General features: G+C 25.6%; 13 protein-coding genes. 4 read left to right on the top strand and 9 right to left on the bottom strand.

The window, feature by feature from the left end; all coding sequences use genetic code 11:
• Positions 1-138 precede the first annotated feature (138 nt).
• The 6 genes from WJW32_RS01560 to WJW32_RS01535 all read right to left on the bottom strand — a co-directional run bounded on the left by WJW32_RS01560 (position 139) and on the right by WJW32_RS01535 (position 4,635).
• A complete protein-coding gene (locus WJW32_RS01560; RefSeq protein ID WP_340253992.1) occupies positions 139-795 on the bottom strand; it encodes a response regulator in 657 nt (218 codons plus the stop codon).
• Positions 785-1,939 carry a sensor histidine kinase gene (locus WJW32_RS01555; RefSeq protein WP_340253989.1) on the bottom strand — a complete coding sequence of 385 codons (1,155 nt, stop codon included), beginning with the start codon at positions 1,937-1,939 and terminating at the stop codon, positions 785-787. The genes WJW32_RS01560 and WJW32_RS01555 overlap by 11 nt, the downstream gene beginning before the upstream one ends.
• A gap of 166 nt (positions 1,940-2,105) precedes the next feature.
• Positions 2,106-2,564, bottom strand: a complete 459-nt coding sequence (locus tag WJW32_RS01550; RefSeq protein WP_340253986.1) for a chemotaxis protein CheW — start codon at positions 2,562-2,564, stop codon at positions 2,106-2,108.
• Between the two features lie 19 nt (positions 2,565-2,583).
• Entirely contained in the window at positions 2,584-2,754 is a 171-nt protein-coding gene (locus WJW32_RS01545; protein ID WP_340253983.1) for a DUF896 domain-containing protein, read from the bottom strand.
• A 46-nt stretch (positions 2,755-2,800) separates the two neighbouring features.
• The gene (gene pdxR / locus WJW32_RS01540) at positions 2,801-4,228 is read right to left on the bottom strand and encodes a MocR-like pyridoxine biosynthesis transcription factor PdxR (RefSeq protein WP_340253980.1); all 1,428 of its coding nucleotides are present in this window, start codon (positions 4,226-4,228) and stop codon (positions 2,801-2,803) included.
• Positions 4,229-4,470: 242 nt separating this feature from the next.
• On the bottom strand, positions 4,471-4,635 hold the full coding sequence (locus WJW32_RS01535) for a hypothetical protein (protein ID WP_340253977.1): 165 nt from the start codon (positions 4,633-4,635) through the stop codon (positions 4,471-4,473).
• Between the two features lie 370 nt (positions 4,636-5,005).
• Here WJW32_RS01535 and WJW32_RS01530 point away from each other — a divergent pair, with 370 nt between their 5' ends.
• Positions 5,006-5,641, top strand: a complete 636-nt coding sequence (locus WJW32_RS01530; RefSeq protein ID WP_340253974.1) for a DUF4489 domain-containing protein — start codon at positions 5,006-5,008, stop codon at positions 5,639-5,641.
• A gap of 29 nt (positions 5,642-5,670) precedes the next feature.
• Here the strand turns inward: WJW32_RS01530 and WJW32_RS01525 are convergent, their stop codons facing one another.
• Positions 5,671-6,702: a hypothetical protein gene (locus WJW32_RS01525; RefSeq protein ID WP_340253971.1), complete on the bottom strand. Its 1,032-nt coding sequence runs from the start codon at positions 6,700-6,702 to the stop codon at positions 5,671-5,673.
• 220 nt (positions 6,703-6,922) lie between these two features.
• Between WJW32_RS01525 and WJW32_RS01520 the strand changes: the two genes are divergently transcribed.
• Positions 6,923-7,810 carry a hypothetical protein gene (locus WJW32_RS01520; protein ID WP_340253968.1) on the top strand — a complete coding sequence of 296 codons (888 nt, stop codon included), beginning with the start codon at positions 6,923-6,925 and terminating at the stop codon, positions 7,808-7,810.
• A gap of 32 nt (positions 7,811-7,842) precedes the next feature.
• On the opposite strand, the gene WJW32_RS01515 is transcribed toward WJW32_RS01520, so the two are convergent.
• The gene (locus WJW32_RS01515) at positions 7,843-9,075 is read right to left on the bottom strand and encodes a hypothetical protein (RefSeq protein WP_340253964.1); all 1,233 of its coding nucleotides are present in this window, start codon (positions 9,073-9,075) and stop codon (positions 7,843-7,845) included.
• Positions 9,076-9,101: 26 nt separating this feature from the next.
• A complete protein-coding gene (locus tag WJW32_RS01510) occupies positions 9,102-10,544 on the bottom strand; it encodes a hypothetical protein (protein WP_340253961.1) in 1,443 nt (480 codons plus the stop codon).
• A gap of 176 nt (positions 10,545-10,720) precedes the next feature.
• Here WJW32_RS01510 and WJW32_RS01505 point away from each other — a divergent pair, with 176 nt between their 5' ends.
• Both WJW32_RS01505 and WJW32_RS01500 read left to right on the top strand, forming a co-directional pair.
• A complete protein-coding gene (locus WJW32_RS01505; protein WP_340253958.1) occupies positions 10,721-11,185 on the top strand; it encodes a carboxypeptidase-like regulatory domain-containing protein in 465 nt (154 codons plus the stop codon).
• Positions 11,186-11,266: 81 nt separating this feature from the next.
• Positions 11,267-12,592: an oligosaccharide flippase family protein gene (locus tag WJW32_RS01500; protein ID WP_340253955.1), complete on the top strand. Its 1,326-nt coding sequence runs from the start codon at positions 11,267-11,269 to the stop codon at positions 12,590-12,592.
• Positions 12,593-12,700: the final 108 nt, after the last annotated feature.

Below are 12,700 nucleotides of genomic sequence, written 5' to 3'. Positions count from 1 at the left end.
ATTTTTATTATATCATATTTTGCAGGTTGTTTTTGGAAAATCTCAATTCATCAAATCTTTAGTATTTTCATTCATTATTCTATATTTTTTAGTATTTCCTATTCATTATAAAAAATCGTATCTGTTGATACGATTTATTTATAATTTTTTTATGTTATTTTTATATGCATATATAGCTGCTTGAGTTCTATCAGACACCTCAATTTTTCTCAATATACTAGAAACATGATTTTTTACAGTCTTCTCACTTATGTAAAGTCTTTCCGAAATTTCCTTATTACTAAGACCTTCAGCAATAAGTGATAGTACCTCATATTCTCTCTTAGTCAAGCTATCTAGCCCTTCCTTAACTGCATTTCTATCTTTTCTTTTGTTTATCTCTCTTAATAATTCTCCAGCAAGATTTGGATGAACATAACTTCCCCCATTATATACATTTATTATTGCAGAAACTAAACTTGATGATTCTGAATCTTTAAGCATATATCCATTAGCTCCCAGATTCAAAGTTTCTATAAGATATTCTCTTTCATCATATATAGTCAACATTATAACCTTGGTAGATGGGTCCATATCCTTTAATTTTCTTAAAGTTTCTATACCATTCATATTAGGCATATTAATATCCAACAGTACTATGTCTATATCTTTTTTTCTATAATATTCTATAGCTTCATATCCATCACAAGCCTTTGCTACAATAGTTATCTCATCTTCAAGCTCCAATATTTTTGCAAGCCCCTCTCTCATAAGAGAATGATCATCCACTATCATAACCTTTATATTATGCTTCATCATTTACCTCCTTATTAGGAAAAGCAAATATAATCTTAGTTCCTTCCCCTATTTTACTATCTATTTTTAATTGACCATCTAATAAAGATGCTCTTTCCATCATAAATCCTATTCCCAACGATCCTTTTATAATATTATCACAATCCATATTAAATCCTATACCATTATCTTCAACAATACCAGCTACTCTTTTTTCATTTATATCCAGTTTGATTTTGACATTAGAAGCTTTAGAGTGCTTGCATACATTATTCAAAGATTCTTGTATAACTCTAAATGTAGTTATCCTAACCAAAGGATGCATTATTTTTGTATCATTAATTACAATCAAATCTATATTTATATCATTTTCGTATTCTATATCAGATATAGCTCTTTGTATTGTAGGTATCAAACCTAAATCATCTAATGAAGTTGGACTTAAATCATACATAATTCTTCTTAAATCTCTAAGTGTAGTCCTAAGAATTTTCTTTGTATTTTTAAGTTCCTCTCTAGATAATTCTATATCTTTATCTAAAAGTCTATTTATTATTTCAGACTTTATTACTAAAGAAGCCATGCTCTGTGCTGGTCCATCGTGAATATCTCTAACTATTCTTCTTCTCTCTTCCTCTTGTGACTTTATTATCTTCATTCCAATCTGAGCTTTACTCTCTAACGAGGTCATTTTCTGAGATACATTTTCTAAATCTCCCATTAGAAAATCAACAACAGATTTCATCTTAGACATATATATTTCGCCTTTTTTTAATATATCATTCATTTTCTTAAGTCTTATCTCAAGATTATTTCTACTTTTTATTATATTTTTTTCTTCTTCTCTTTTCAACGTAAGTTTTACCTGTATACTCTTAGCATCCTCATATGCCTGTCTTATTTTCTCTTCTGTTTGATTATGGAAATTTTGACTTATAGACGCTAATCTTTGCTTACTCTTTTTTTCCTCTTTTTCCAAATATTCAACTTCATCTATTAAAAACTTAACTCTTATCCTAAAGTTTTCTAAATCTATTCTCATTTTTTCACACTCATTATGTACACTTTCATACATAGACAAAACTTCATTTTGGCTATCTTTTATAGTATCTATGACTTTGTTAAATACTTCATTAAAATTAACGACCATTTCTTCTTCATTCACAATAATTTACCTCTTTTTTTCATTTTTCGACATTACATTTTATTATACTATATTTTAAAGAAATATAACACCTGTTCACCTGATATTCATATAAAATTTAACGTATTTATCAATTTCACTATATACAAAATAAAAGATTGTCATATGACAATCTTTTATTTTCGAACTAAAATTCAATACTACTTATACTATTTTTTTCTCTTTCATCTAGGACTTCTTCAAGATTTAATATTATTATCATTCTTGAATCAACTTTTCCAATACCTTCAATATAAGCTCTATCATCTCCTGATATTACTTCTGGAGCTGGTTCTATATCAGTATCCTCAATAGATATTACATGAGAAGCATCATCTACTAAAAATCCAATCATTTTACCGTCTATATTAACTACAATTATTCTAGATAGTTCACATAAGTTTATATCCTCAGTTAAATTGAACCTCTTTTTTAAATTGATTATAGGAGTTACATCTCCCCTTATATTTATAATTCCATCTACAAAATCAGGAGTATTTGGAACCTTAACACGTTCCTTAACTTCGCTGACTTCTTTAACCTTCATTATGTCAACTCCATATTCTTCATTGTTAAGTTTAAAAATAACATATTTTTTTTCAGCCATAAATATCCCCCTTAATATACTAATCTACAACTTCTATACACTCTAATTTTTCCCTAAAATCTTTTCTGAAATTTTCTATATATTCTTTTCTTAAATCTTGTTGTTCTTTTTTTTCTTCTTCATTTAAGCCTTCTACCTTTGCTTTCTTTGCTAAATAATTTATTCTATCTATCTTTTCCTTAGATAACATATAAACACCTCTTTCTTAAAAAATTCGCTTCATACTGTCGCATGTATTATTTAAAGAACATCCTACTATTTTTAAAGTCAACATTGTTTTTATACTTTAATAAAAATCCATCTAAATTTTCATCTATTATACGTATTCCTTTTTCTATTTGTTCACAATTTGTAGATGCTATATTGATCCTAAAAAAACTATCTTCTATAGGATTATCGAAGAAATAGTTTCCAGGCATAATAGAAACCCCATATGGTATCAAATAGTTCCTAAAATCAATAGAAGAGTATCCTTTTGGAAGAGACATAAAAAAGTTAATTCCTCCTGTTGGCTTATTGAATTCTATTCTAGAAGATAACCTCATTTCGATTGAATTAATCATACTATCAAATCTTATTTTATACGTTTGTTCTACATTTTTCAAATGATTTTTGAAGTCATAATACTTCATATAATAATACAATGACTTTTGAACTAGACTTGATGTTACTATATCACTTGAATATTTAGCCCATATTACCTTATTTAAAATTCCTATAGGTATATCCATAAAACCAATTCTAAGTCCTGGCATTAATATTTTTGAAAAACTCTTAATATATATAACCCTATTAGAATCGTCATATGATCTTAATGTATTATTATCTTCTGAATAAAATTTAAAATCACTTAAAAAATCGTCTTCTAATATATAAAAATCATATTCATTTGCAAGTTCTATAAGCTTCTTCTTTTTCTGCTTAGAATATGATATTCCAGTTGGATTTTGATAATTTGGCATAACATATAATAGTTTAGGCCTTATTTTTTCTAATTTTAACTTTAGAATACCAATATCCATTCCATCATTCAATAATGGAACCTGCATAACTTTTGCACCCTTGTTTTTAAATATTTCCAAAGCTCCACTGTACGTAGGTTCCTCACAAAATATAACATCACCGTAGTTAATAAGTGTTTTACAAATAATATCTATCCCTTGCTGTGCACCAGATATTATTTGTATTGTAGATGAATCTGTATATATATTTAAACTCTTTAAATAATCGCATATAGAATTTCTAAGAGCTAGATACCCAAGACCTTCATCATATTCAAATAAAGACGGTCCTTCATTTTGAAGAGCCATATTTATAGCTTTTTTAAAATTCTCAATAGGAAATATATCTGTAGATGGATTACCAAGATCAAATCCTATTATTTTATCATCTATAATTGAAGATGTCTTATTATAGTTTTTAATATCTGTTACGTAGCTTCCACTTCCTACTATTTTATATATATATCCCTCATTTTCTAATAGTTCATATGCCTTTACTATAGTAGATGTATTAACACCAAGTAAGTTTGAAATTTTCCTTATCGGTGGTAATTTTTCATTCTTTGTAACCTTTTCATTTTCTATCATTTCTTTAATATTCCTATATACCTGAACATACTTAGGAATATTATTTGTAACTATATCGAACTCGTATTTTGTCATATATATCACCAGTTTTATTATAACATAATTTCTTAAAAAAATTGTTAACTATCTAGATTTTGTACAAATGAAATCTAGGTCTTTTTTATGCTTTTTTCTTAGGTTCTGTGGGTTATCTAAACTATCTATAAAAATACCCTTCATTTTGGATTAAGCACATAAACCTGCTTATTTTATGCAATCATACAACTTGTATCTAGCCAACAAAAAAAAGCCCCTATAATGGGACTTTTAAATATAATCTACGCTTCTTGAATTAATGATCTTTCATACATCTCACAAGTATCATTCGTACATCTATCTCCTACGCAGTGTATACAAGTTATTACTCTACATTTTCTATTTTCTTTTTCAATTTTATCTATGTCAACAACGTTAATATTTGCAGTATTACTTAATTCTCTCATTAATACCCCTCCTTTGATCTATCCCTTCTTGCAATTTTATTATATCATTCATTCATTTGTTTGTCAATTGAATAACTCGTATTTTTTTCATTCACTTTTATTGTGCTTTTCCTACTTATTAAGCATTATTTTGCAAGTATTATTGCATACATTTTAAAAATAAATATTTTTATAATATATGTAACCTTATTTGTAAATTAGAATATATTGTTAGGAGAAGAGTAGAATATACCCTTACTAACTAGAGTATATTTTACTAAGAAGAAGATAATAGTTTAACTTTATCACACTATACCTTCTTCTATCATAAAATATATTAGGTTTCTAATATAAATTAGAAAGCCAATATAAATAAAGGGGGATTTTGTTTATGTCAACATATTGTAATACTTATAAAAAAGATGATTGTAATTGTTATGATAAGAAGAAATATGATCACTGCGATTATCACCACCACGATCATCACAAAACGAAAGATTGTGGCGCAATATTAGAATGTGGAAAAGAAATTTTTAGAAGTCTACCTCCAACACTTGATGCACTTAGACCTGCTACACCAGATACACCTATCCCACTAGCTGAAGTTACTATAGATACAACAAGATTATATAAACCTCGTGTTAAAATAGAATATTCTTCATTAATTAAGTCTGTGCTTGTTGGTTGTGCAAGTACCGAAACTCCTTCTAGTATAGTTTTAACATTTAGACTTGTAAGAAAATGTAAAAACGAAGATGAAGAATCATTACGTCTTTGGACATATGAAAGATCTACTACTGATGATGTATTAATAACAGACGAAGATACTTTAACAACAGAAGATACTTTTACAGTTACTTTCTGTGAATGCCTTGATCGTCCATGCTGTGATGATCCTGCTGGAAAATGCTGTACCTATACACTTCAATTAGTTAAAGTTGATATCGCTGGTACTAATACTCCTACCTACGCTATAAATGAAAAAGACATTTCTGCAATTGCAGCTTGCCCATCTTGTATTTACTAATTAAAATAAAAAAGCTGATGGATAATCCATCAGCTTTTTTTAATATTTTTAAATCCAATAAAAGACATTTTATTTGTTCCAAAAGTAGTGTTCAATTTGAATTGATTCAAATCTTCGATATTATTTGTTCTAAATTTATATATAATAAATTTATTCTTTACACTCTGATAATCCATTTCAGGATCACTCCAAGTCTTTCCATTATCAAAAGAATATGAGCTGTATAGATTATTCATTTGAGTCCATACAACCCACAATACATCCCCTGTTTTTACAAATGTAGGAAAAGAGCAGTTAGATAGCTCTGATATATTTATCATATTAGATATATTAAATATATCTTCATTAAAATAACCATTAGTATATTTTATTACTAAATTATCATTGACAAACTCAGACCATGTAATATTATAATTATCTCTTTCATTTAAAACACTCAAATATAATTTCTTATTATTTGTATTAGTTATTTGAATAGGTTTATCCCATGATTTATTTAAATTATTAAACTTACTTAAAAATATCTGCTCAACCCCATTAATCATATTTATATAAAAAATATTTAAATTATTTTCATTAAATATAACTTCAAATGGATTTACAATAGGGTAAGACAAAACAAAATCCACATTATTTTGTATCCATTTTTCTCCGTTAAAGTAATGACTATATATTGCCCAATATTTATTATTTCTTACATCTTGAAGATAGTAAATTATGTGCAGATTTGAACCCCACTTATTTATATAAGGATATATTAATAAATATTTTTTATAATCATAATCAAATAATTTACTTAATTTAATGTTATTATCTTTATCTGTATGAATATATAATACTTCTCCACTTTCCGTAATAGCAACTCCGTATATTTTATCTTCTTTATCAATTTCAATACTTAATTTATCATAAATTACATTATCTATTATTTCATCAGAACTACTCCATCCAATTTCAGATTTAAATTTTCTTAAAAATAATTTTTTATTCTTAACATAAAAATTTAGTATATCACCATGTGAGTTTCTTATTAATGTTTCACTGTAGTTTATAAATCCCATATCCACCCCACCTTAATTAATACTATTATATTAAAATATATGATTTTAATATAATATATAGCACATATAGAACAGTTCGTTTTCAATTTTCATATACTAATAACAAAGATAGTAATTGTTATAGTAAATAATGTAACCTTATGCATATAACTGCATATACTGAAATTAGAATAGTACTTATTCAGATTCTTATTGTTAATATAAAGGAGGTAAGAATATTATGACATGTGGAACTCATGACGATAAAAAAATATATAGTAATGATGTTGATACAAGATCTGTAGGCGGTTGTTGTAAAGCTAGTGCATCATGCTGTACTCCAGAATGTTACGATCCACAAAAAATAACTGCAGAATGTATATTTGTAGAAAAAGTTTATGATTCAAAAGTAGTAAAAAAAGAATTAGATTTAGTAATATCAGAAAGATTTGACCCAGGCTTTCCAACTGAAGGAATAGTAGGTTTTGATGATGTATCTGTATCTTGCTCTAGTAAAGGACTAAAAGTTATACCTAAAACAATATCTGTAAATGGAGTAACAGAATTTCCACCTCCTATACCTGGACCAGGTGGAATAGAACAGCTTAATTTATCTTTTATAGATACTTCTGAATGTGATGAACGTAGACGTCATGTAGGTACTCCAATAATTATAGAGCAAGACATAGAAGTTTGTGGATTTGTTAGAATAACAATTTGTGGTAAAGCAATATTTGCAAGTGGAGATTCTAAAGAATTCACTTCTACATTCGATGTCATGTTAGACAAATCTCTAACTGGATTTGCACAATTATGTATTCCTTCAACAAATGCAGCTTTTCCACCATCTTTAGCAGAATTTTGTGCTGCATTATGTAAAGTTATTCTTCCAGCTGGAATAAGAAGCTTATCAGTAGTTGATGGACATATACAAGTATATGCTGCTCTAGTTATATGTATAAAATGTGAAAAGAAAATTAAAGTTCCTGTTCAACTATGTGTATTATCTACAGGGTTCTGCGAACCAGAAGAACAATCAGGATTATGTGGTGTAGATTTTCCAGATTTATTCCCTAGACAAGTAGATAGAAAAGAAATATGTGATTGCAGTTGTAATCCTTGTGATTAAAAAAAGAAGGCATTCAGCCTTCTTTTTTCTTATTAAAAGTATTTACCTAATTTTTGGAAAAATGTTTCATTATTTTTTTGACTAACTGACTCTTCTTTTATATTAGATCTAAAAAAATTAACATCATCTACAATTGTTAGTGAATCTTCTTTAATATATTCTTCACTATCATTTTTTTGTATTATTTGTTCATCATATGAGTTATTTCTATTACTTTCTAAATTTTCGTTTTCTTCTATAGGTTCTTCTAATATTTCTGTACAAAATAATATATTATCATCTATACCTACTAAAGATATTTCATTATCCTTAATATTCCCAAAAGTATTAATGTATTCTAAAAGTTTTGTATCTTTATATTCATTTCCTTTATAGCAAATACTGTAAATATTATCGTATTTAAATTTTCGCTCTTTCATCCAGCTTATCCCAAAATCATCAGAGTATTTACAATATAAAAACTCTTCATTTCTCCATATAATATATAATTTTGTATCAACTTCAAATATACTGAAATTGATGTCTTCTATTTCTTCAACTAGTATATTTTTGCTCCATTTATCGTAATTTGATATATCTCCTGAATTATTAACTGCATGTATTGTAGTTGCATTATTTTTATAAATTAAGTTTATATTATACTTATTATCTATAAAAAAGTTTATTACATCTGCATCATCAATACTACATTTAATTTTTTGTGATTCTTTCCAAGTTCTAGATGATAAATTAAAAATTCTTAAATACGTTTCTTTTTCTTCTTTGAATAATAAAAATATATCTCCATTTGGATGATAGTCAACAAAATATGGATTAGTTGTATTGTTTGATAGTGAAATTTGTTCTAGATAATTAACTTTCCATTTATCATCATAAATATAATGAATTATGTTTAATAAATTTTTATTTATAACATTTCTAAAAGAATAAAACACATGAATTATTTTATCTATAATTATTATATCTAGATAATCAATACTATTTAATTCAGGATCATATTCTTCTATAATAGTTTTTTTCCATTCATTATTTGAATAAGTGAAGTAACAAAATTCACCACTGTATGTTACACATATCAAATGTATATTATTTTCACTATCTATATTAATATCATAATTTTTTATATTATCTATAAGTATTGTTTCTTCTTTACATATATCTTGGTTAATTATTTTATAATAAATTGAATTATCTTTTATATAAAAATTCCATATACCTTCATTCTTTCTATCTATAAGGTTATAATCACTTTTATTTATTATCATAAATATCCCCCCGGATCATATATTTTTTAATTATTTTTTTTAAAATGATTTATTATTTTTTCAAATACCTTTAATTTACTTTTTTTATTAACATTAGTTTCAATATTACCATCATCCAATAAATCATTAATTTTTTTATTCAAATCATTATAAGTATCTTTGATTTCTGAAAATACTTTCAATGCTAATCTTTCCTTTTCTCTTAAACTTTTGATTTCATAATGTAAATCTAACATTTCATCTTTAACTTCTCTTTTATTTTCTTTAAAATTATCTTGTAGTAGCTCTGATATTTCACTTTTTCTTTCAAAGTAATTTTTTATATCCTCACTATAGTTTTGTAAACTAGATTTTATGCTTATTTCTTCTAAGCTTACAGCACTTTCTAAATTAATCTTTTTATATGGTTTTACATAATTATTTGCATTTATATATTTTTTTGTTTTCTCATATATTATCTCATCTACTCCTATTAGATAATTCTTATATTTATTGATTGAGTACCCTAGAGGCATTTTTAAAATACTGTAATTATTATATTCAGTTCCAATATATACAATAGGATTTAAATTATCTTCTTCTTTTATTTGAATTAAATTGATATCACTCCATGAACTTTCTCCAATTTTAGTAGAAGTAAAGTAGAATTTATTATTTTCTTTCCAAAACAACTTAATACAATCGTCTAATTGAATTAAAAATTGATTATTAAAATATCCCTTTATTTTTTGAGGCATTTTTAATTTTTCCCAGTTTGAAATTAAATTTTCATTTATTTTTTTTCTGTAATAACTAAAGCTAATATCTTGTTTTTGTTTACTAGAAAATATTATGTCAAGAAAATTATTTGTATCACATAAAATACTCATATCAGCAGCATCTACATTTCTAAAACTTAACCTCTCACGAATACTCCATCTATTATATTCACAGTTAAACATTCTATAAAAAATTTGATTTTTATCATTATCATTTAATCTATAAAGCAAATGAATATTTCCTTTTTTATCAGAATCAGTTTTAAAAGATACATATTTATCATTTGATTCACATATTTTATAGCTTTTAAGTCTATTTTCTTTTATTGAATAATGGATTAAATTCCATATTTTACTCTCAACTTTATTAGATACTAATACTAGTATATTTAAAATATCCTTATTAACATATAATTTCATATTTTTAAATTCATTTAGATTTACATTTAAATTAGCTACTACTTCTTTTTTAAAACTATTCTTTTTATTTATGAAATGAATTAATTTTCCCCAAAAATCAATACACACTATGTGAATTACACCTAAGTTATCAAGCGCTACAGAAAAATCTTTTATATTATCTCCTAAAACTTTTTTATTGTTTTTATTGTTATCTTTTATAATTTCTACATATAATACATTACTCTCTAAATAAAAAATATATTTATTTAAGCTTATATTTACTAAATATTTATTTTTTTTTGTAGTCACATTTTATCCCCCCCCATAACTACTTACTATTAATATATTTATATTCATGGAGCTTTATAAATACTAATAATTTTTGTATTAGTTAATATATTATTTTTTATTCCACTTTTATTCATATTTTAAACAAAGTAATAATATTATTATTTTGAGTTTAATTTAAGGAGGTTTTATATTATATGGGAGCTAGATTAGTTAAATTTGGATTTAACCCTACAGAAAATGAACAAATAGACGCTGTAATAAAAGTAGGAGAAGAAAAAAGAGGTATAATTCATGGAATAGTAAAAGATTCTAAAGATAAAATAGTAAAAGATGCTGTTGTTGAATTATTCGAAATAGTTTCTCCACCTCGTAGTTTAAAATCTTTAACTTATGCTTTTACAGATGAGTACGGAGAATTTCTATTTGGTCCTCTTTCTCCTAATAAAAACTATGTAGTTAAAGTATGGTTTAATAATGTAAACGTTAGAGACTTAATTATTGAACATGAGCATGATGAGCCCCATTTAGATAAGAAAGAAATTCAGCCTGAGCATGATGAGCCCCGTTGCGATAAGAAAGAAATTCAGCCTGAGCATGATGAGCCCCGTTGCGATAAAAAAGAAGATGAATTTTTAGATGATTTTGAAGATGAACTATAAAAAAGCAATCATTTCGATTGCTTTTTTTATTACTAAGTTATAAAAAACAGATCTAAAGAATATATTTGAAAAGGAGGTGATATGTTGAAAATTCCAAATCTTATATATTCAACAACTATACTTTTTTTATCAAACTTTATAGTTAGAATAATAGGCTTTTTATATAAAATATTTTTATCAAAACAAATAGGTGCGAATGGTTTAGGTATTTTTCATATGATTTTTCATTTTTTGATGCTTTGTGTGTGCTTAACAACAACAGGAATACCAGTTGCTCTAAATAGCCTTATTTCAAAAGAAAATAAAATGAATAATAAACATAATATTAATTCACTTTTTATTTCTACAGTGTATCTGTCTTTTTTTATCTCTATACTAATATCATTAATAGTATTTTTTAATTCAAAATTTATAGGATTTAAGTTAATACATTCTGATGATTCTCAAATGTTGATAATATGTATACTACCAGCTATATCATTAATTACAGTATCAAATATACTAAGAAACTATTATTATGGTATAAAAAAAGTTCAAATACCGGCAATAGGTCAAATATTAGAACAACTAAGCAGAGTACTATTTGTAGTTATACTATTTTCATTTACAAAAAATAAATCTATATATCCTCTTATAGCATTAATAGGTATATCAGTTGGAGAAATAGCAAATATATTATTTATAATAATAAACTTGTTTTTTGAGCCTACGCTATCCAATAGTTACTCTATTACACTTAATGACTTTAAAAATAGCATTAATAACATAACTAAAATGGCTCTTCCTATAACATTTAATAGAGTTTTTGCAGTGGTAATTCAGTCTATTAGTTCTATATTAATACCTAGCAGACTAGAACTTAGTGGTCTCTCTCATTTGCAATCTATGTCTCTTTACGGAACTATTACCGGTATGGTATTTCCTTTTTTATTTTTACCTTTTACTTTAACATCAGCATTAGTTGTAAACTTGATTCCAAGTATTTCTCAAGAAATGCCACATAAAAACTACAGCTTAATAAATAAAAAAATATTTTTTTCTATATTTTTAACTTCATGCATAGGATTTTCTTCAAGCTTAATATACTTTTTCTTTGGTGAGAAAATATGTATGTTAATATTTAATAGCGAACTTGCAGGAATATACTTAAAAGCAATTTCTATAAGTACTTTCTTTATGGTATTAAATCACACTCTATCAAGTATTCTTCATTCTATTGAAAAAGAATACAATGCTACTATCAATAATATAATCGGATTATCCGTTCAACTATTTTGTATATACTTCTTACTACCTATTAGTTCTATAAATATATACGGCTTTATATATGGATTTACTTTATCTGGAGTTATAATATTTACACTTCATATAATTACACTTTATAAAACACAAAGAAGGTGGCATTAAACCACCTTCTTCGTTCATATACTAAGAAATCATATACTTTTGAATATATAATACCATTCGGAGCCCGGGCGACATGAGCCATTGATTAGCATAAAGCGATTTTTTTAT

Source organism: Tepidibacter sp. Z1-5 (assembly GCF_037844525.1).
In the GTDB taxonomy this organism is placed as follows: domain Bacteria; phylum Bacillota; class Clostridia; order Peptostreptococcales; family Peptostreptococcaceae; genus Tepidibacter_A.
Note: the sequence above shows the minus strand (reverse complement) of the source record. Positions and strands in the feature narration are given on the sequence as shown.

What these genes read in the sequence shown, in the direction of transcription:
- WJW32_RS01560 (WP_340253992.1), bottom strand. Translation starts at nt 795, where the DNA reads ATGAAGCATAATATAAAGGTTATGATAGTGGATGATCATTCTCTTATG.
- WJW32_RS01550 (WP_340253986.1), bottom strand. Translation starts at nt 2,564, where the DNA reads ATGGCTGAAAAAAAATATGTTATTTTTAAACTTAACAATGAAGAATAT.
- WJW32_RS01545 (WP_340253983.1), bottom strand. Translation starts at nt 2,754, where the DNA reads ATGTTATCTAAGGAAAAGATAGATAGAATAAATTATTTAGCAAAGAAA.
- pdxR (WP_340253980.1), bottom strand. Translation starts at nt 4,228, where the DNA reads ATGACAAAATACGAGTTCGATATAGTTACAAATAATATTCCTAAGTAT.
- WJW32_RS01535 (WP_340253977.1), bottom strand. Translation starts at nt 4,635, where the DNA reads ATGAGAGAATTAAGTAATACTGCAAATATTAACGTTGTTGACATAGAT.
- WJW32_RS01530 (WP_340253974.1), top strand. Translation starts at nt 5,006, where the DNA reads ATGTCAACATATTGTAATACTTATAAAAAAGATGATTGTAATTGTTAT.
- WJW32_RS01525 (WP_340253971.1), bottom strand. Translation starts at nt 6,702, where the DNA reads ATGGGATTTATAAACTACAGTGAAACATTAATAAGAAACTCACATGGT.
- WJW32_RS01520 (WP_340253968.1), top strand. Translation starts at nt 6,923, where the DNA reads ATGACATGTGGAACTCATGACGATAAAAAAATATATAGTAATGATGTT.
- WJW32_RS01515 (WP_340253964.1), bottom strand. Translation starts at nt 9,075, where the DNA reads ATGATAATAAATAAAAGTGATTATAACCTTATAGATAGAAAGAATGAA.
- WJW32_RS01505 (WP_340253958.1), top strand. Translation starts at nt 10,721, where the DNA reads ATGGGAGCTAGATTAGTTAAATTTGGATTTAACCCTACAGAAAATGAA.
- WJW32_RS01500 (WP_340253955.1), top strand. Translation starts at nt 11,267, where the DNA reads ATGTTGAAAATTCCAAATCTTATATATTCAACAACTATACTTTTTTTA.